Origin of the sequence: Pseudomonas sp. fls2-241-R2A-110, from assembly GCF_030209165.1 — a bacterium.
Lineage (GTDB): Bacteria > Pseudomonadota > Gammaproteobacteria > Pseudomonadales > Pseudomonadaceae > Aquipseudomonas.
In genome coordinates, this window is the sequence record NZ_JARVSN010000036.1 from 77,053 (window position 1) to 95,923 (window position 18,871).

The window sequence follows — 18,871 nt, forward strand, 5'->3', positions numbered from 1 at the left end:
GCGGCAGTTTACTGGATTGCGCGGGAAATCTGCAGAACATCGCAGATTCCCCTGTGGGAGCGAGCCTGCTCGCGATAGCGGTGTGTCAGCCAACAGGAATGCGGCTGATGCACCGCTATCGCGAGCAGGCTCACTCCCACATTAGATTTTGGTTGCATCCAGAATCTGCAACGCCGGGCCATAACCCTCGATGAACTCGGCCGGCATGCGCTTGGGCTTGCCGGTGGACAATTCGATGCACACAAAAGTGGTTTGCGCCCGCAGCAGCGTGGTGTTGTCGCTGGGCCGCTTCAACTGGAAGTGTCGGGTCATTTTCAGGCGCTGATCCCAGTCGACGATCCAGGTCGCCAATTGCAACTCATCGCCCTCATAGGCTGCGGCCAGGTAGTCGATCTCATGCCGCACCACCGCCATCGCCCGGTCCAGTCGACGATATTCGACCAGGTCCAGGCCCAGCCGCTGCGAATGGCGCCAGGCGCAGCGTTCGAGCCAGGTCACGTACACCGCGTTATTGGCGTGACCCAGCCCGTCGATGTCTTCGGCGCCGACTTCCAGATCAATGATAAATGGCGTTGCCCGATCCCAGCCCATGCCCCTCTCCCGGTCAGATGATTTTGACCGGGGCAGTGTAACGGATGCTTACGCCGATTGGCGCGATTGCAGACTGCGACCGGCCAGCAGTGACAGCACGCCATCAATCACCCGGTGATCCGCCAGCACGCGCTGATGGCCGCCCTCTTCCAGGCGCAACAGTCGACTGTCGAACCAGGCCTCATTGATCAACTGGGCTTCCTTGACCGGGACAAACTTGTCATCTTCGGCATGGACGATCAGGCCTGGCATGTCGAGCTGGTAATGGGCGACGTCCAGCGCTGCAGCGCGCATACCGACGTCTCTCTCGACCTGACGAATGAACGCAGAGCGCGCCTTGGGTGGCAGTCGCACGTGGCGGGCGAAACCGCGCAGGACCCCGAGAATCCGCGCCGGCGCGGCAATCGTCACCAGGGTTTCGGTACGCAGGCCCAACTGAACGGCGAGCATGGCACTCGCCCCGCCCATGGAATGGCCGATGACTGCTTGCAGCGGCGGCAACTCGGCAGCCGCCTCAAGCATGGCCCTGGCAAACAGCACCACATTGGCCTCACGACCAGGGGAGCGGCCATGCGCCGGACCGTCCAGCGCAACCACGGAGTAACCGGCATCGACCAGCGCAGTAATAAGGCTCGCAAACTGCGTCGGCCGGCCTTCCCAGCCGTGCATCAGCAATACCGCCGGCCCTTGCCCCCAGCGCAACGCCGAGAGGCCAAAGCGCAGAGTGATTCGTTCGGATCTTGCCAGTAGCGGCAGTTCCCAATCACGTGGTGGCAGGTCTCGTGGCGTCATGAACGCCAGTCGCATCTTGCTCGCGACCAATGTCGGAGCAAACCAGCCCAAGGTGCCATTAACGCCACGAACCCACTTCAACGTGTTCATCGCTCTCACTCCCAAGGCCTTGCCTTCAGGTCATAGCACCGCTGATTTGGCGGCGCGCAGCAATCGATCGGACAACTCTCCTGGCCCCAGCGCCCGTGCCAGAGCCAGACCACCGACCATCAAGGCCATGTCGGCCAAGGCTTTGTCGGTGTCTTCCGGGCTGGCCGCCAACTGCGCGACCATCATTTCAACGTGTTCATTCAACGCCACACGAAACTCGTCCGGCAGACGCCCCAACTCGCCGACAGATGCCGGGATCGGGCAAGCTGACTCGGAGGAATCACGGTGCTTACGCGACAGATAGAACGCCGCCACCAACGCGCGGCGCTCTTCGCCGGTCAGTTGCGAGTCCATCTCTGCGATCAAGCCACGGCGATGACCGAGCAGTTGCTTGAACGCTTCCAGCATCATCGCGTCCTTGCTTTCGAAGTGTGCGTAGAAGCCGCCAACAGTCAGGCCGGCTGCGCCCATCACTTCGCCCACACTCGGTTCGGCCGGGCCGCGCTGAATCAGCGCTGCGCTGGCGGCCTTGAGGATGCGTTCGCGGGTTTGAGCTTTTTTATCGTTCATCGTTGCCTCCGAATATTACGACTAGAATATTATTCTCATAATAATTTTCCGCAAGTCGTGGATGTGACCGCTGGTCTGAAGAACAGTTTGAAAGAAACGGGGGGATTTGGCCAAACGCCAGACAAACAAAAGGGCCATTCAATAATTGAATGACCCTTATAAAATCCCGCAGAGCGGGTAATCGTGGCGTCCCCTAGGGGACTCGAACCCCTGTTACCGCCGTGAAAGGGCGGTGTCCTAGGCCACTAGACGAAGGGGACGCAAAACCTTCTATACAACTGATCAGTGCTGAGTGCTGATCGATTCAAGGCCGGTGTGGCCAGACCTTGAACTGTAAAATTGGTGGAGCTAAACGGGATCGAACCGTTGACCTCTTGCATGCCATGCAAGCGCTCTCCCAGCTGAGCTATAGCCCCGGATTTTTCGCCTCGCGGCGGAGCGACATCTTGCAACATCGCTTCTGTAAAACTGGCGTCCCCTAGGGGACTCGAACCCCTGTTACCGCCGTGAAAGGGCGGTGTCCTAGGCCACTAGACGAAGGGGACGCAAACCCTTCTATACAACAGATCAACGCTGAGTGTTGATCGCTTCAAGGCCGGTGTGGCCAGACCTTGAAGTGTAAATTGGTGGAGCTAGACGGGATCGAACCGTCGACCTCTTGCATGCCATGCAAGCGCTCTCCCAGCTGAGCTATAGCCCCTCATCGCTGAGGACGGGGCGAATCTTAATGGCGCATCGGAAACGTGTCAAATTTATTTTTAACAATTTCCAAAGTTTTTTGCCGACATAACAATCACTTACCGCCCTCCCCCCGAAAAACCGGGGGTGACGCCGAAGGCAGGATCAAAAGATCACGGCCTCCGGCAGCGCCTGCACGGGATCAAATGCCCTTAGGCGATGTTGCCCAAGAGTTTTTCCCACTCCTTGTTTTCCTTTTTCGACACGCCGCCCAGCAGGTCAATCGCCTGGCGCAGACGGAAACGGGTCAGGTCCGGACCGAGGATCTCCATCGCATCAAGCACCGACACCGAGCTGGCCTGGCCGGTGATCGCGGCGAACATCAGCGGCATGGCGTCACGCAGCTTCAGCTCCAGGGATTCGACCACCGCCTGAATCGTCGCAGTGATGTTGTCCTTCTCCCACTGACGCAGGCTTTCCAGCTTCCACAGGATCAACTGCATCAACTGACGCACCTGATCGCCCGACAGCTTCTTGGACTCGAACAGCTTGGCATCCGGGTTCACGCCACCGGCGAAGAAGAAACCGGCCAGCGGTGCAACCTGGCTGAAGGTTTCAACACGGCCCTGCACGTGCGGTGCGATTTTCATCATGTATTCGGGGTTCAGCGCCCAGGTTTGCAAGCGACTGGCGAACTCTTCCACCGGCAAGTCACGTAGCCACTGGCCGTTGAGCCACGACAGTTTTTCGATGTCGAAAATCGGCCCACCGAGGGACACACGGCTCAGGTCGAAGTGGTCGACCATTTCCTGCAGCGAGAACTTCTCACGCTCGTCCGGCATCGACCAGCCCATGCGGCCCAGGTAATTGAGCATCGCTTCGGGCATGAAGCCCATGCGCTCGTAGAACGTCACCGACGTCGGATTCTTGCGCTTGGACAGCTTGCTCTTGTCCGGATTACGCAGCAGCGGCATGTAGCACAGCTGCGGTTGTTCCCAACCGAAGTATTCGTACAGCAGGATCAGTTTCGGCGCAGACGGCAACCATTCTTCGCCGCGCAGGACGTGAGTGATGCCCATCAGATGGTCGTCGACCACGTTGGCCAGGAAATACGTCGGCAGGCCGTCGGTCTTCATCAGCACTTGCATGTCCATGCGATCCCACGGGATCTCGACGTCGCCACGCAACATGTCCGGGACCACGCACACGCCTTCGCTCGGCACCTTCATGCGGATCACGTGCGGCTCGCCTGCGGCCAGGCGGCGCGCGACCTCTTCTTTGGACAGCAGCAGCGCACGGCCGTCGTAACGCGGGGTTTCGCCACGCGCCATTTGCTCGGCACGCATCTGGTCCAGCTCTTCGGCGGTGCAGAAGCACGGGAAGGCATGGCCCATGTCGACCAGTTGCTGGCAGTACTTCTGATAGATGTCGCCGCGTTCGCTCTGACGATACGGACCGTGCGGGCCGCCGACATCCGGGCCTTCGCTCCAGTCGATACCCAGCCAGCGCAGGGCGTCGAAAATCTGTTGTTCGGACTCGCGGGTCGAACGCAATTGGTCGGTGTCTTCGATCCGCAGGATGAACTCACCGCCGTGCTGCTTGGCAAAGCAGTAGTTGAACAAAGCGATGTAAGCGGTACCTACGTGGGGGTCCCCGGTAGGCGATGGCGCGATGCGAGTGCGGACGGTGGTCATGGCAAGTCTCGAAATGAAGATAAAACAAAGGGCGAATGGTAACAGGCGATACCCGCCCGGCTCCAGTCAGCAGGGCATTTAAGCCAACGTTGCGTCTACAACGGGCCTGAGCCGCGATGAATGATGGATTATCAGCCGATGGCATTTACCCACTATCGCCTGTATGCCAAATTCGCCTGCTGATAACTTCCCTTACAATTTCTCGACTACAGTCTGCCCCATGCCTGCCCAACTCAAGCGTCGCCTGTTTATTTTCCTGTTGATCGTCCTGCTGATTGCCGGGGGCTTTTTCGCCCAGTGGTTCTTCAAGGGACGGTTTTACGAAAGCACCGACAATGCCTATGTCCAGGGCGAGATCACCCGTGTCTCGAGCCAACTGGGCGCGCGCATCGAGCAGGTGCTGGTGCAGGACAACCAGCACGTAGAGAAAGGCCAACTGCTGATCAAGCTTGAAGGCGATGACTTCCATCTCGCCGTCGACCGCGCCAACGCGACCCTCGCCACCCGCCAGGCCGAACGCCTGCAAGCCCAGAGCAAACTGACCCAGCAAGCCAGCCTGATCGCCGCCAGCGAAGCGCAAGTGGCTTCCAGCCAGGCGAGCCTGGGCCGTTCGCAGATCGATTTGTCCCGGGCGCAAACTTTGCGCAAACCCGGCTACGTGTCGGAAGAACGGGTCACCACCCTCTCCGCCGACACTCACATCGCCCGCTCGCAAGTGACCAAGGCTCAGGCGGATGCGCAAAGTCAGCGCCAGCAAGTCAACTCCCTGAGCGCCGAGATCAAGCGCCTCGACGCCATGATCGCCAACGCCAAGACCGACCTCGCCCAGGCCGAACTGAACCTGACCCGCAGCGAAATCCACGCGCCCATCAGCGGCCTGATCGGCCAACGCGCGGCTCGCGAAGGCCAGTACGTGCAGGCTGGCGCGTATCTATTGTCGATCGTCCCGGATCAGGACATCTGGATTCAGGCCAATTTCAAGGAAACCCAGATTGGCCACATGCAGCCCGGGCAGAAAGCCAGGCTAACCTTCGACGCCTACAGCGACACGCCGATCGAGGCGCGAGTCGACAGTCTGTTCGCCGCCTCGGGCGCGCAGTTCAGCCTGTTGCCGCCCGACAATGCCACGGGCAACTTCACCAAAGTCGTACAACGAATTCCGGTCAAACTGACGTTCGCTGCGGACAATCCGCTGCGCGGCAAGATTCGCCCAGGGATGTCAGTCACCGCCAAAGTGAACATCAAAGACGCCCCTGACGATGGCCGGTGATCAACTGATCCGTCCGGTCGGCGAACCGACCCGGCGGGACTGGATCGCGGTGATGAGCGTGATGCTCGGCGCCTTCATGGCCGTGCTCGACATCCAGATCACCAACTCGTCGCTCAAGGACATTCAGGGCGCGTTGTCGGCGACACTGGAAGAAGGCTCGTGGATTTCCACTTCGTACCTTGTCGCGGAAATCATCATGATCCCGCTGACTGCGTGGCTGGTGCAGCTGCTCTCGGCGCGACGCCTGGCGGTCTGGGTCTCGCTCGGATTTCTCGCCGCCTCCCTGCTCTGTTCCATGGCCTGGAGCCTGGAGAGCATGATCATCTTCCGCGCCTTGCAGGGGTTCACCGGTGGCGCACTGATTCCGCTGGCGTTCACCCTCACGCTGATCAAACTCCCGGAACACCACCGCGCCAAAGGCATGGCGATGTTTGCCATGACCGCGACGTTCGCCCCCTCTATCGGCCCGACACTGGGTGGCTGGCTGACCGAGAACTGGGGCTGGGAATACATCTTCTATATCAACATACCGCCGGGCCTGATCATGATCGCGGGCCTGATGTATGGCCTGGAGAAGAAAGAAGCGCATTGGGAATTGCTCAAAAGCACTGACTACATGGGCATCCTTACGCTCGGTGTCGGCCTCGGCTGTTTGCAGGTGTTTCTGGAGGAAGGCCATCGCAAGGACTGGCTGGAGTCGAACCTGATCGTGACCCTTGGCAGCATTGCGCTGGTCAGCTTGATCACGTTTGTAATCGTGCAATTTTCCAAACCCAATCCGCTGATCAACCTCGGCATCCTGGGCAATCGCAACTTTGGTTTGTCGAGTATTTCCAGTGTCGGTATGGGCGTCGGGTTGTACGGCTCGATCTATTTGTTGCCGCTGTACCTGGCGCAGATCCAGAATTACAACGCCCTGCAAATCGGCGAAGTAATCATGTGGATGGGCGTGCCGCAGCTGTTTCTGATTCCGATGGTGCCGAAGCTGATGAAGATCATATCGCCGAAATGGCTGTGCACCCTGGGCTTCGGACTGTTCGGGCTGGCGAGTTTTTCATCGGGGGTGTTGAACCCGGACTTTGCCGGGCCGCAGTTCAATCAGATCCAGATCATCCGGGCGCTGGGTCAGCCGCTGATCATGGTGACCATCTCGCTGATCGCCACGGCATACATCCTGCCGCAGGACGCGGGGTCGGCGTCGAGCCTGTTCAACATCCTGCGCAACCTCGGCGGCGCCATCGGCATCGCCCTCCTCGCGACCTTGCTGGATGCGCGAACCAAGACCTATTTTGATTATCTGCGTGAATCGATCGTCCCGAGCAACCCGCAAGTGGCGGAGCGGATGGCGTCGATGACGGACCGGTTTGGCAGTGAAACGGCAGCGTTGGGCAAGCTGAGTGAGATCGCCCATCAGCAGGCGTCAATCATGGCGTACAACGATGCGTTTCATTTTGTCGGGATTGCGCTGGGGATCAGCATGATTGCGGTGTTGTTGACCAAGAAATTGCCAGCAGGGCTCAAGGCTGGCGAGGCGCACTAGTCACCGCCGATCGTTCCCATGCTCCGCGTGGGAACGATCACCTCTCAAACCTCGATCAACCGCTCCCGCAACTTGCCAATTTCATCACGCATCTGCGCCGCGGCTTCGAATTCCAGATCCCGCGCCAAGGCGTACATCTTCTCTTCCAAACCTTTGATGCGCTTGGCGATTTCCCCCGGTGAACGCAATTCCGCTTCGTACTTGGCGCTCTCCTCGGCAGCCTTGGCCATGCCTTTGCGCTTCTTGCTGCGCGAACCCGGCACGGTGGCGCCTTCCATGATATCGGCAACGTCCTTGAACACGCCTTTGGGGGTGATGCCGTTGGCCAGGTTAAAGGCGATCTGTTTGTCGCGACGACGTTCGGTCTCGCCAATCGCCCGCTCCATGGAACCGGTGATGCGATCCGCGTAAAGAATCGCCCGGCCATTGAGGTTGCGCGCCGCACGGCCGATGGTCTGGATCAGCGAACGCTCGGAACGCAGGAAGCCTTCCTTGTCCGCATCGAGAATGGCCACCAGCGACACTTCCGGCATGTCCAGGCCTTCACGCAGCAGGTTGATCCCCACCAGCACGTCGAAGGTGCCCAAGCGCAGATCACGGATGATTTCGACCCGTTCCACGGTGTCGATGTCCGAGTGCAGGTAGCGCACGCGCACGCCGTGGTCAGCCAGATAGTCCGTCAAATCCTCGGACATGCGCTTGGTCAGCGTGGTGACCAGCACCCGCTCCTCCAGCGCCACACGCTTGCCAATTTCAGAGAGTAGATCGTCGACTTGGGTCAGTGCCGGGCGGATTTCGATTTGCGGGTCCACCAGTCCGGTCGGACGGACCAGTTGCTCGACCACGCGACCGGCATGTTCCGCCTCGTAGTTGCCCGGCGTTGCCGAAACAAAAATGGTTTGCGGGCTGATGTTTTCGAACTCGTCGAAACGCATTGGCCGATTATCCAGCGCGGATGGCAAGCGGAAGCCATACTCGACCAGGGTTTCTTTACGCGAACGGTCACCCTTATACATGGCGCCGACCTGCGGCACGCTGACGTGGGATTCGTCGATCACCAGCAAGGCGTCGGCCGGCAGGTAGTCGAACAAGGTGGGTGGCGCCTGGCCGGATTCACGGCCCGACAGGTAGCGCGAATAGTTTTCGATGCCGTTGCAGTAACCCAGCTCGAGGATCATTTCCAGGTCGAAACGGGTGCGCTGTTCCAGACGCTGGGCTTCCACCAGTTTGTTGTTGGAACGCAGGTAGTCCAGACGTTCCTGCAGCTCGACCTTGATCCCTTCGACTGCGCCGAGCAAGGTTTCTCGCGGCGTCACGTAGTGGCTTTTCGGGTAGAAGGTGAAACGCGGCAGCTTGCGGATGACCTCGCCGGTCAGCGGATCGAAAGCAGACAAGCTCTCGACTTCGTCATCGAACAGCTCGATGCGGATCGCTTCGAAATCGGATTCGGCCGGGTGAATGTCGATCACATCGCCGCGCACCCGGAAGGTCGCCCGGGCAAATTCCATGTCGTTGCGGGTGTATTGCAGGTCCGCCAGGCGTCGTAGCAAGGCGCGCTGATCGAGCTTGTCGCCGCGATCCACGTGCAAAACCATTTTCAAATAGGTTTCCGGGCTGCCCAAGCCGTAGATGCACGACACCGTGGTGACGATGATCGCGTCTTTACGCTCCAGCAAGGCTTTGGTCGCCGACAACCGCATCTGCTCGATGTGGTCGTTGATCGACGCATCTTTCTCGATAAAGGTGTCCGAGGACGGCACATACGCTTCAGGCTGGTAGTAGTCGTAATAGGAAACGAAATACTCGACGGCGTTGTTCGGGAAGAACGCCTTGAACTCGCCATACAGCTGCGCGGCCAGGGTCTTGTTTGGCGCCAGCACCAGGGTCGGACGCTGAACTTGCGCGATCACATTGGCGATGCTGAACGTCTTGCCTGAGCCGGTTACACCGAGCAACGTCTGGTGCGCCAGCCCGGCTTCAATGCCCTCGACCATCAGGCGAATGGCTTCCGGCTGGTCGCCGGCGGGCTCGAAGCGGGTGACTAGCTGGAATTCAGACATGAAATACCTCTGATATCGCGCCAGCGCGGTCAAACCGGCAGCAACGAGAAAGGCCGCAAACGACTGACGTCGCTCGAGGAAAAAACTGGATTGTGCTCAATGTGGAGCCGAATGCCTTCGCTTTCAAGGCAAACGTCCTACATCGCGTAAAGACTTTGACGATACCGATCGACTAACGGTCGAAAAATAATCGGAAAAACTTAACTTAAAAGCCCAATCGTCTGTCGCCTTCAATCACGGATGACCTCTATACTAGCTCCCCGTTTGTGCACCGCTCTAGTGCATTCGGCTGGAGCGCGACACGTCCCTCCACTCTCCATTCAGAGCCGCCGCAAAAATGAGCCTGTTCTCCGCTGTCGAAATGGCACCACGCGATCCAATCCTGGGCCTCAACGAAGCATTCAACGCCGATACACGCACCACCAAGGTCAACCTGGGGGTCGGTGTTTACTGCAACGAGGAGGGGCGAATTCCACTCCTGCGCGCCGTTGTCGAAGCCGAGACGATTCGCGTCGCTCAGCACGCTTCCCGTGGCTACTTGCCCATCGACGGCATTGCCGCCTATGACCAAGCGGTTCAAAAACTGCTGTTTGGCAATGACTCGCCGCTGATCGCTGCTGGCCGCGTCATCACCACCCAGGCCGTTGGCGGTACGGGCGCCCTGAAAATCGGCGCCGATTTCCTCAAGCAACTGCTGCCGAACGCCGTCGTGGCCATCAGCGACCCAAGCTGGGAAAACCACCGCGCCCTGTTCGAAACCGCCGGTTTCCCGGTGCAGAACTATCGCTACTACGACGCCGCGACCCATGACGTTAATCGCACCGGTCTGCTGGAAGACCTGAACGCCCTGCCGTCCGGTTCGATCGTTGTGCTGCACGCGTGCTGCCACAACCCGACTGGCGTGGACTTGAGCCCGGCAGACTGGAACAACGTTCTGGACGTGGTGAAAGCCAAAGGTCACGTGCCGTTCCTCGACATGGCCTACCAGGGCTTTGGCGACGGCATCGACGAAGACGCGGCGGCTGTGCGCCTGTTCGCTGAATCGGGCCTGACCTTCTTCGTCTCCAGCTCGTTCTCCAAATCCTTCTCGCTGTACGGCGAGCGCGTTGGCGCCCTGTCGATCGTCAGCGAATCGAAAGAAGAAAGCGCGCGCGTGCTGTCGCAAGTCAAACGCGTGATCCGCACCAACTACTCCAACCCACCGACCCACGGTGCAAGCATCGTCGCCGCCGTGCTCAACAGCCCGGTACTGCGCGCACAGTGGGAAGAAGAACTGGCCGAAATGCGTCTGCGGATTCGCGGCATGCGTACCCAGATGGTCGACCTGCTGGCGAAAAACGCGCCACAGCGTGATTTCAGCTTCGTCGGTCGTCAGCGCGGCATGTTCTCCTACTCAGGCCTGACCGTTGAGCAAGTCACTCGCTTGCGCACCGAGTTCGGCATCTACGCCCTGGACACCGGCCGCATCTGCGTGGCCGCGTTGAACCAGAGCAACATTGATGCGGTGACCAAGGCCATCGTTGCGGTGATCTGAGTGGTTGCGTGATATGAAAAACGGGAAGCACTGGGGCTTCCCGTTTTTTATTGCAGGCAGATAATTCTCAATCCAGCGACTGAGCACTCTAGACTGCACGCAGATCAAATGTGGGAGCAGGCTTGCCTGCGATAGCGGTCGGCCAGCCAACATCAATGTTGAATGTTATGGCCTCATCGCGGGCAAGCCCGCTCCCACAGGCTCTATGTCCACCCGAGAATTCTTCAGAGACCTCACATGAAAAACGATGACCTACGCGCCGACCGTGACGAGCTGGACGATTTCGTCCCTCGCACGCCGGCCAAACGCGGTAACAACCTGGTGCTGCAAGTGGCCGCTGGCGTATTTCTCGGCGGCCTGGCGCTGTGGCTGGTGCAACTGGGCGCCACGATGCTGTACGCCAAATTGATGCTCGCCACGGTAACGTTCGGCGGTTAAGCCAGTTCGCTGGCACGCTGCGTGGCGGCGTCGTCATAGGCGACGTAGAGCGATTCGGCAACCTGACTCTTGATCGCCTTGGCGCTTTCCAGACCGAGGACAAAACCTTCAGCCTTGCCGCCCGCACGATTCAAATCGTCTGCGGTGCTGGCTTGGGTGATTGCGTCGAACAGTTTCTCGGCGTGCGGGCCGACACCTTTGGGCAGGCTGATCTGAGCGATGCTCATGGGAACACCCCGTTGATTTGAGGGGTGGAGATTGGGTGATTCATGGCGCGTACCTTTTCGGCGAATGGCCGGCAGCGCGTGTAACCACTTCCGGGCGGCCATGGTAGACCTCTGAGGCGATTCTGGTAACCGCCCACGGTCGATAAACCACCGCCCGTCCCCATGAACCGCTCATGTTCTACACAAGCGCTTGACTTCTCTTTTTGAATCAGTAACATACACGCCATTCCGCGATAGCTCAGTTGGTAGAGCAAGTGACTGTTAATCACTGGGTCCCTGGTTCGAGTCCAGGTCGTGGAGCCAGACAGCAATATCGAAAAGCCTCTGAATCGAAAGATTCAGGGGCTTTTTTGTGGCTGACAGAAAATCAAAAGGCCGATCTGTCTATTCAACAGATCGGCCTTTTCAATCGTTGCTGCTGTCAGACATGCTCACTGCTTTTGGCATGAGCCGCTCGATGCTCGCCCGACTCATGCCCCGCCTCCACCACCGGGATCTCATTCCCGTCGCAGTCACGCAGTTTGCCTTCGCTGAAGTAATCCCCTTCACGCAACGCGGCCAGGTCCTGGTAACGCAGAACGCGTTCAGTGCCGGCCGCAAACACCGACTGCTGGTCCGAGTTACCGGCCGTGAGGTGGTTGAAGGTCAGGTTCAGCACGATGGCCATGATGGCCGATGAGCTGATGCCCGAATGGAAGATGGTCGCGAACCAGCTTGGGAAGTGGTCGTAGAAGTTTGGTGCGGCGATCGGGATCATGCCGAAACCGATGGAGGTGGCGACGATGATCAGGTTGACGTTGTTGCGGTAATCGACCTTGGACAGCGTACGAATACCGCTGGCCGCCACGGTGCCGAAGAGCACGATGCCGGCGCCGCCGAGGACAGACGTCGGTACGGCGGCGATGACGCGGCCCATGAAGGGCAATAGACCGAGGATCACCAGGAACAAGCCGCCGGTGGCGACCACGAATCGGCTCTTGATACCGGTGACGGCTACCAGCCCTACGTTCTGGGCGAAGGCGCTTTGGGTGAAGGAGCCGAAGATCGGCGCGATCATGCTCGACAGCATGTCGGCGCGCAGACCGTTGCCCAGCCGCTTGGAGTCGACCTTGGTGCCGATGATTTCACCGACGGCGAGGATGTCCGCCGAGGTTTCCACCAGGGTCACCATGACCACGATGCACATCGACAGGATCGCGGCGAAGTGGAACGTCGGAATGCCGAAGTGGAACGGCGTCGGGAAGCCGAACATTGGGCCTTGGGTGACCGACGAGAAGTCCGCCATGCCGAGGAACACCGCGATGACGGTGCCGATCACCATTGCCAGCAGGATCGACAAACGGGAGATGGTCGAGCTGCCGATCTTGCTCAGCAACAGCACCAGCACCAGCGTCACCGCCGCCAGACCGATGTTGGCCATGCTGCCAAAGTCCGGGGCATGGCTATTGCCGCCCATGGCCCAGCGAGCGGCTACTGGCATCAACGTCAGGCCGATGGTGGTGATCACAATGCCCGTGACCAGCGGCGGGAAGAACTTGGTGATTCGCGAGAACACCGGCGTGATCAGCAGCCCGATCAGCGACGCGGCAATGACCGCCCCGAGAATCGACTGAAACCCGCCCTCCCCGCCACTGCTGACGATTGCCACCATCGTCGCGACGCCCGAGAAAGACACGCCCTGCACCAGCGGCAACTGACAACCAAAAAACGGTAAACCGAGGGTTTGCAGCAATGTCGCCAAGCCCCCCGCAAACAATGAAGCAGCAATCAACAAACCGATGTCCGCCGGCGAAAGCCCGGCTGCCTGACCAATGATCAATGGCACCGCGACGATGCCGCCATACATGGTCAGAACGTGTTGCAGGCCGTAAGCCATATTCGCGCCGACCCCGAGGTTTTCGTCCTCGGGCCGTTGGTGTGAAACATGGGGCGTTTTCATGGTTGGGGGGTTCCCTGGTTTTTTGTTATGCGCACACTGTATGCAAGACTCAGGACAAATGTCTATAGAGTTGTATACAACTCACCAGTCAGATTATGGACATGTGTCCACACGGCCCTCTGTCTGCGCGGCCTCCCCCCACGTAAAAATTTTTGAAATACATCCTTCCTCTGTCTGGTCCCCTGCCCGCTAGTCTTCAGAATTCAAAGCGACCGCCGGCACGGACGCCTCTCGCTTATACATATAAAGTATGCATAATGAAGTCATTCGAGATTCAGTATCACAAGGCAAAAAACGCAGCCAACAAACTCAAGCACTACGGCATCAGCCTCGCCGAAACAGAACCCGTGTTTCATGATGATCGAGCGCTGACATTTCAGGACAACCATCATGATGAACCACGATGGATCACCATGGGGCTGGACGCTAAAGCTCGCTTGTTGGTCGTTGCGTATACCTATCGCGATCCGAATTTCGTTCGAATCATTTCCGCGCGCCTCGCCACCAAAAGCGAATGCCGCCGCTACAGGGAACACTGACCGATGAAAGACGAATACGACTTCAGCAACGCCAAGCGTGGAGCGGTTGCCTCCAGCAAAGGCAAGACCCGAATTACTATCATGCTCGATGACGTCGTCATTGAAGCGGCGCGCGCCATGGCTGAGGATGAGGGGTATGGCTACCAGACCGTGATCAATAACACCTTGCGCCAGGCGTTACTCAGCAGCACGGGCAAAACTGCGACGCCCGACCCGGGCCTCGCTATTGCCAATGCCGGACATTTCAAAGAAGGAATAACGGCTTCCGAACTGCAAAGCCTGGAGAAAAAACTGGCAGAGGCACTCAGCGAGATCCATCGCGTGATGAAGCCTTGAATTCGACCCGACGAAAAGAGCAGATCGATCACGCCTGCTCTTTTTCTCGTTCCCTGCAATCGAACGCCTATGCCGAGGCAATCAATCGTTCAAGCACCTGTTTCAAGCCCGCATGTTCCGGCAGCAGAATGCCGAACTCACACTCCAGCACCTCACTCAACTCCCCGACATCTGTCACCTGCCGTCGCTCGCTCTCGGCCCCCACCCGATGAATAGCAAAACTGCCGTTGTTCAACGTGCGCCTCCAGCCCTCCCCTGTGCGCGCGACCATCAGTTGTTTGGCAAACGATGAGTCGGGATGGGTCGAGACGTACCAGTTGCCGAGGGCGTAATCGATGTCTTCCTGGCGTTGCAGGTCGAAAATGTACATCGCTCGCCATTCGCCGCCGACGTTGGCGCGCAAGGTGTAACCGTCCTCATGGCGTTCGATGCGATACGGTTCGTGTGGCGTGCGTTGTTCGGCATTGGTGTCGAGCACCAGCGGTGCGGTCGGCACCATACCGCCGAAACCGACATCGCTGATGTAGCGCACGCCGTCCAGCGTGACCAGGCTCAAGCGATGTGTGCGGGCGGTCCAGGCGCCTTCGGACTGCCCCATGACCACGCGACCGGTGATGCCGCGCGCCTCGAAACCCAGCTCCTGGAGCAAGGCCAGGAACGCATTGTTGAGTTCGTAGCAATAACCACCTCGCCCCGCGTGCAGAATTTTCTGCTCGATGGATGGCAGATCGATGAGTACCGGCTCGCCTGACAGCGTGGTGAGGTTTTCGAACGGGAAGGCGCCAGTGTGGCGCAGCTGAAGTTGACGCAGGGTCTCCAGGGTTGGCGCCGGGGGCGCGTCGAAACCCAGGCGTTGCAGGTATAACGCACGGTTCGTCAGGCGTGGCTCGCTCATTGCTCGGTCCTTATGCATGGGGCCGCGGATCTCTCCGCCGATGGGCGCCATGTATAAGGGATAAAGCGGCCCAACTGACAATTGATTTAGCCAATCGCCTGGCTCATTAAAATCAACGTTGCTTGCGCGAACCCAGTCGAATCCACGTCGGTGCATGATCGCTGGCGTGCGGCTCGTTGCGCACCCACGCATCGACTCCGCCCTCTTGCAGATAAGGACTCAAGGCCGGGTTAAGCAGCAGGTGATCGATGCGCAGCCCAGAGTTCTTCTGCCAGTGCTGCCTGAAATAATCCCAGAAGGTGTAAAGCCGATCCTCTGGATACAGATGTCGCAGGGAATCGGTCCAGCCCTGATCCAGCAAGCGTTGGTAACACTCGCGACTTTCCGGTTGCAGCAAGGCGTCCTTGAGCCATGAGCGCGGGTTGTAGATGTCCAGGTCGGTGGGCACGACGTTGTAGTCGCCGGCCAGCACCACCGGATGGTCGCTGCCCTGGAGGTCCTTGGCATAGGCGATCAGCCGCTCGAACCACGCCAGCTTGTAATCGAACTTGGGCCCCGGCTGAGGATTGCCGTTGGGCAGATACAAGCAACCCACCAAAATCCCGTGCACCGCGGCTTCCAGGTAGCGGCTATGGGTATCGGTGTCATCCCCCGGCAGACCACGCCGGCTCTCCAGAGGCTGGGCATCACGCGCCAGTATCGCCACCCCGTTCCACGACGACTGGCCTTGCCAGATGGCACCGTAACCCGCCGCTTCAAGTTCGGCGGCGGGGAATGCGCTGTCGACCGACTTGAGTTCCTGCAAACAGGCAATGTCCGGTTTTTCTCGCTCAAGCCAGGCCAGCACATTCGGCAAGCGGGCACGCATGCCGTTGACGTTGAAGGTGGCGATTTTCAGGTTCTTCATGGTCCCGGGCTCGTAACGGATTGACGGTATCCAGTTGTGACCGAGGCACGTCGCAGCAGTTGCCACGACACACCAGACAGGCGACTAAAGGTGTGGGCCCTGCGTCGGATAATCGTCTTGCGAAGCCTTGAGCAACGGCAACAACGCCTGTTTTTCCATCGGCCGACTGAGGTAAAAACCCTGCACCTCGTGGCACTCGTCAGAGATCAGGAAGTCCAGTTGCTCCAGTGTTTCGACCCCCTCTGCGGTCACCGTCAGGCCCATCGCCTTGCCCAGGTTGATGATCGCCTGCACCACGGCGCGGTCATTACCCGCGCCGCCCATGGAGGAGATGAAACGCTTGTCGATCTTGATCCCGTCGAACGGATACGTGCGCAGGTAACCCAACGACGAATACCCGGTGCCGAAGTCGTCCATGTTCAGCCGCACACCCAACTCCTTCAGTGCGTTCATGGTCGCCAAAGCACCATCGACATCGTTGAGCATCACGTTTTCGGTGATCTCCAGCTCCAGCCGACTGGCCGGCAACCGGCTGAGGATCAATGCCTCCCTGACATCCTCCACCACATCACTGCGAATAAACTGCACAGGAGACAGGTTGACCGACACCATCAGCTCGCCCGGCCAGCTCAGTGCCGTCTCGCAAGCTTCGCGCAGCACCCAGCGACCCAACGGCACGATCAGGTCGGTTTGTTCGGCCAATGGAATGAACGTATCGGGCGCCAGCAAGCCCTGCACCGGATGCTGCCAGCGCAACAACGCTTCGACCGAGACAATCTGCTTGCCATCAACGTGATAACGCGGCTGATAGTGCATCACGAACTCGTTGTTCTTGATCGCCTGGCGCAAGTCGTTTTCCAGTTTGCGTCGATGCTGGATCTGATCGTTCATGTGCGGCGCAAAGTAGCACCAGGTTTTCTTGCCGTCGGATTTGGCCTGATACAGGGCAATGTCGGCGCAGCGGATCAGCTCTTCCGGCATATGCCCCTGGCGCCTGCTCAAGGCGATCCCGATGCTCGCGCCGATGTGCAGCGTGTGATGGTCATAGTGGATCGGCTGTTGCAGGCTCTCGAGAACACGCTCGCAGATCCGGTCGATTTCCGTGTGGCTGTCCATGCCATTGAGCACCAGCACAAACTCGTCGCCGCCCAGTCGGGCGACCAGATCGATATCCCGGGTGCACTCACGCAAGCGCGCGGCAACCTCCAGCAATACTGCATCGCCGGCCGGGTGGCCGAGGGAGTCATTGATCGGCTTGAAGTTGTCCAGGTCGATCATCAACAGCGTCAGCGCCGCCGAATGCTCCCTGAGCACCAAGGCCTCTTCGAGGTAGCGCGCCAGCTTGTTGCGATTGGGCAGGCCGGTCAGGGCGTCGTGCAACGACAGGTGCTGGATTTGCGCGTGGGCAGCCACTTCATCAGTGATGTCACTGGCCGTTCCGCGATAACCCACCACGGTGCCTTTGTTATGGATCGGGCGGGCAGACACCCGGCAAATGCGCTGCTGTCCGGATTGATCACGATAGGAACAACGCAGATGACTGACGCTGTGTTCTTCATTGAGCCTGTTCAGCCACAGTGACAAGGACGTGGTATCGCAGAACAGCAATTGCTCGATGTCCTGCCCCAACCATTGCTGCTCGGAATACCCGGTGACGGCGCCGAAGCGCCCGGACAGGTACGTGATGTGATGCCTGTCGTCGATCTCCCAGATCCAGTCGGAAGCTGCCTCGGCCACCGCGCGAAAACGTTCTTCACTGGCCTCCAGCGCCTGGTTCGACAGGTCGAGGTTGATGTAACTGGCATCCACGTGGCCGGACGCGCGCAACACATAGCGGAAGAAATAGACCGTCAACAACGCAAGGATCAGCAAGGCGCCACCCAATGGAGGCAACAGCGACCAGAGCAATTGATGACCTGGCTGTTCGAGCCGGGACACCAGGCTAAAACCGGTGCCCGTGAGTGCCACGGCAGGCTGACCGGGAACGAGGGTGTTGTCAGCGGCAAGGCTCAAGTCATGCAAACCGTAATCGGCGCTTAAGTCATTGAGTTTTTGCGGGCTCAGCTGATCGACGAACACCAGCACCGAAGTGCTGAGGGGATCGACCGCTGGCCGCTCGTCATTGGGGATGATCGCGGCCGCCGTCAATAACGCAGGCTGACCTTCGAACAACGTGAACTGGCTGACCGGAACGATCAGGCTTTCCTGCGCCTGCACAACCTTGATCAGCTGCGCCATCGATGTCGACAGTAAGGCCGCAGCGTCATTGTGCAATTGAACGCCGCGCACCACAGCGTATTTGGTCCGCTGATGATCGACCACCAGGACGGCGTCGTAATGGTCCGTGGTGAACAAGGTTTTACCCATGTTCTGCTCGATATACGCCCACTGCACATCGACCTCACCGTTCAGGTGATCGTAGGCGGTTGTCCAGTTGGCGTAACTGGCGACGTAGTTTTTCGAGGCGGAGATGCGGTTTTCCAGCGCGCGCTGGGTGTAAAAAGTGGTCTTGGCCAAGTCCTGGGCATCGAGCCGGCCAGCAATGTTGAACAGTGCAACCAGGGCAATCAGCACCCCAAGGACAAATACCAACCCTACGGCCCAGACCAGGTTGCGTGTGATCGGCGTATGGCGCGCAGGGGCGGCAGTGGTAACGGCTGTCATTTCCATGCACATATCCTGTCAATCGATTGCCTGATCCGGTGCATGACAGGCAAGCGTCCATTGACCATAGCAGTCCTGTCTGGTCACTGCCGTTCAGGTATCAGTGA

Annotated in this window: 16 protein-coding genes and 5 tRNA genes; 7 read left to right on the plus strand and 14 right to left on the minus strand. The window is 59.1% G+C overall.

Annotated elements, in window-relative coordinates; translation table 11 throughout:
• Nucleotides 1–141: 141 nt before the first annotated feature.
• The 8 genes from QRN31_RS26870 to gltX form a co-directional block, all read right to left on the minus strand.
• On the minus strand, nucleotides 142–591 hold the full coding sequence (locus QRN31_RS26870) for an acyl-CoA thioesterase (protein WP_285435651.1): 450 nt from the start codon (nucleotides 589–591) through the stop codon (nucleotides 142–144).
• 48 nt (nucleotides 592–639) lie between these two features.
• Complete coding sequence (locus QRN31_RS26875; RefSeq protein WP_285435652.1) at nucleotides 640–1,473, minus strand: alpha/beta fold hydrolase; 834 nt, start codon at nucleotides 1,471–1,473, stop codon at nucleotides 640–642.
• Nucleotides 1,474–1,503: 30 nt separating this feature from the next.
• Nucleotides 1,504–2,043, minus strand: coding sequence for a TetR/AcrR family transcriptional regulator (locus QRN31_RS26880; protein WP_090182264.1), 540 nt, complete (start codon nucleotides 2,041–2,043; stop codon nucleotides 1,504–1,506).
• 184 nt (nucleotides 2,044–2,227) lie between these two features.
• Nucleotides 2,228–2,303: transfer RNA gene (locus tag QRN31_RS26885), tRNA-Glu, on the minus strand.
• 80 nt (nucleotides 2,304–2,383) lie between these two features.
• Nucleotides 2,384–2,459: transfer RNA gene (locus QRN31_RS26890), tRNA-Ala, on the minus strand.
• A 53-nt stretch (nucleotides 2,460–2,512) separates the two neighbouring features.
• Nucleotides 2,513–2,588, minus strand: a tRNA-Glu gene (locus QRN31_RS26895).
• A gap of 79 nt (nucleotides 2,589–2,667) precedes the next feature.
• Nucleotides 2,668–2,743, minus strand: a tRNA-Ala gene (locus QRN31_RS26900).
• A 190-nt stretch (nucleotides 2,744–2,933) separates the two neighbouring features.
• Nucleotides 2,934–4,415 (minus strand): glutamate--tRNA ligase, encoded by a 1,482-nt coding sequence (gltX, locus tag QRN31_RS26905; protein ID WP_285435653.1) that lies wholly within the window; start codon nucleotides 4,413–4,415, stop codon nucleotides 2,934–2,936.
• Between the two features lie 220 nt (nucleotides 4,416–4,635).
• On the opposite strand from gltX, the gene QRN31_RS26910 reads away from it, so the two are divergent.
• Entirely contained in the window at nucleotides 4,636–5,685 is a 1,050-nt protein-coding gene (locus QRN31_RS26910) for an HlyD family secretion protein (RefSeq protein WP_285435654.1), read from the plus strand.
• Entirely contained in the window at nucleotides 5,675–7,225 is a 1,551-nt protein-coding gene (locus QRN31_RS26915; RefSeq protein ID WP_502942525.1) for an MDR family MFS transporter, read from the plus strand. Before QRN31_RS26910 ends, QRN31_RS26915 begins: the two co-directional genes overlap by 11 nt.
• Before the next feature lie 44 nt (nucleotides 7,226–7,269).
• Here the strand turns inward: QRN31_RS26915 and uvrB are convergent, their stop codons facing one another.
• Nucleotides 7,270–9,285, minus strand: coding sequence for an excinuclease ABC subunit UvrB (uvrB, locus tag QRN31_RS26920; protein WP_285435655.1), 2,016 nt, complete (start codon nucleotides 9,283–9,285; stop codon nucleotides 7,270–7,272).
• A 337-nt stretch (nucleotides 9,286–9,622) separates the two neighbouring features.
• Between uvrB and QRN31_RS26925 the strand changes: the two genes are divergently transcribed.
• Nucleotides 9,623–10,819: an amino acid aminotransferase gene (locus QRN31_RS26925; RefSeq protein WP_285435656.1), complete on the plus strand. Its 1,197-nt coding sequence runs from the start codon at nucleotides 9,623–9,625 to the stop codon at nucleotides 10,817–10,819.
• A gap of 237 nt (nucleotides 10,820–11,056) precedes the next feature.
• The gene (locus QRN31_RS26930) at nucleotides 11,057–11,257 is read left to right on the plus strand and encodes a hypothetical protein (RefSeq protein WP_090182254.1); all 201 of its coding nucleotides are present in this window, start codon (nucleotides 11,057–11,059) and stop codon (nucleotides 11,255–11,257) included.
• On the opposite strand, the gene QRN31_RS26935 is transcribed toward QRN31_RS26930, so the two are convergent.
• Nucleotides 11,254–11,484 carry a hypothetical protein gene (locus tag QRN31_RS26935; RefSeq protein ID WP_285435658.1) on the minus strand — a complete coding sequence of 77 codons (231 nt, stop codon included), beginning with the start codon at nucleotides 11,482–11,484 and terminating at the stop codon, nucleotides 11,254–11,256. The genes QRN31_RS26930 and QRN31_RS26935 overlap by 4 nt on opposite strands.
• A gap of 227 nt (nucleotides 11,485–11,711) precedes the next feature.
• Between QRN31_RS26935 and QRN31_RS26940 the strand changes: the two genes are divergently transcribed.
• Nucleotides 11,712–11,787 (plus strand) — tRNA-Asn (locus QRN31_RS26940).
• Between the two features lie 118 nt (nucleotides 11,788–11,905).
• Here QRN31_RS26940 and QRN31_RS26945 read toward each other — a convergent pair.
• Nucleotides 11,906–13,423, minus strand: a complete 1,518-nt coding sequence (locus QRN31_RS26945; RefSeq protein WP_285435660.1) for a nucleobase:cation symporter-2 family protein — start codon at nucleotides 13,421–13,423, stop codon at nucleotides 11,906–11,908.
• Nucleotides 13,424–13,680: 257 nt separating this feature from the next.
• Here QRN31_RS26945 and QRN31_RS26950 point away from each other — a divergent pair, with 257 nt between their 5' ends.
• Nucleotides 13,681–13,962 carry a BrnT family toxin gene (locus tag QRN31_RS26950; RefSeq protein WP_285435661.1) on the plus strand — a complete coding sequence of 94 codons (282 nt, stop codon included), beginning with the start codon at nucleotides 13,681–13,683 and terminating at the stop codon, nucleotides 13,960–13,962.
• Nucleotides 13,963–13,965: 3 nt separating this feature from the next.
• Nucleotides 13,966–14,298 (plus strand): BrnA antitoxin family protein, encoded by a 333-nt coding sequence (locus QRN31_RS26955; protein WP_285435662.1) that lies wholly within the window; start codon nucleotides 13,966–13,968, stop codon nucleotides 14,296–14,298.
• Between the two features lie 67 nt (nucleotides 14,299–14,365).
• On the opposite strand, the gene QRN31_RS26960 is transcribed toward QRN31_RS26955, so the two are convergent.
• The 3 genes from QRN31_RS26960 to QRN31_RS26970 all read right to left on the minus strand — a co-directional run bounded on the left by QRN31_RS26960 (nucleotide 14,366) and on the right by QRN31_RS26970 (nucleotide 18,770).
• Nucleotides 14,366–15,193, minus strand: a complete 828-nt coding sequence (locus QRN31_RS26960; protein ID WP_285435664.1) for an arylamine N-acetyltransferase family protein — start codon at nucleotides 15,191–15,193, stop codon at nucleotides 14,366–14,368.
• Nucleotides 15,194–15,305: 112 nt separating this feature from the next.
• Nucleotides 15,306–16,100, minus strand: a complete 795-nt coding sequence (gene xth, locus QRN31_RS26965) for an exodeoxyribonuclease III (RefSeq protein WP_285435666.1) — start codon at nucleotides 16,098–16,100, stop codon at nucleotides 15,306–15,308.
• 84 nt (nucleotides 16,101–16,184) lie between these two features.
• Nucleotides 16,185–18,770 carry a bifunctional diguanylate cyclase/phosphodiesterase gene (locus tag QRN31_RS26970; RefSeq protein WP_285435668.1) on the minus strand — a complete coding sequence of 862 codons (2,586 nt, stop codon included), beginning with the start codon at nucleotides 18,768–18,770 and terminating at the stop codon, nucleotides 16,185–16,187.
• Nucleotides 18,771–18,871 lie beyond the last annotated feature (101 nt).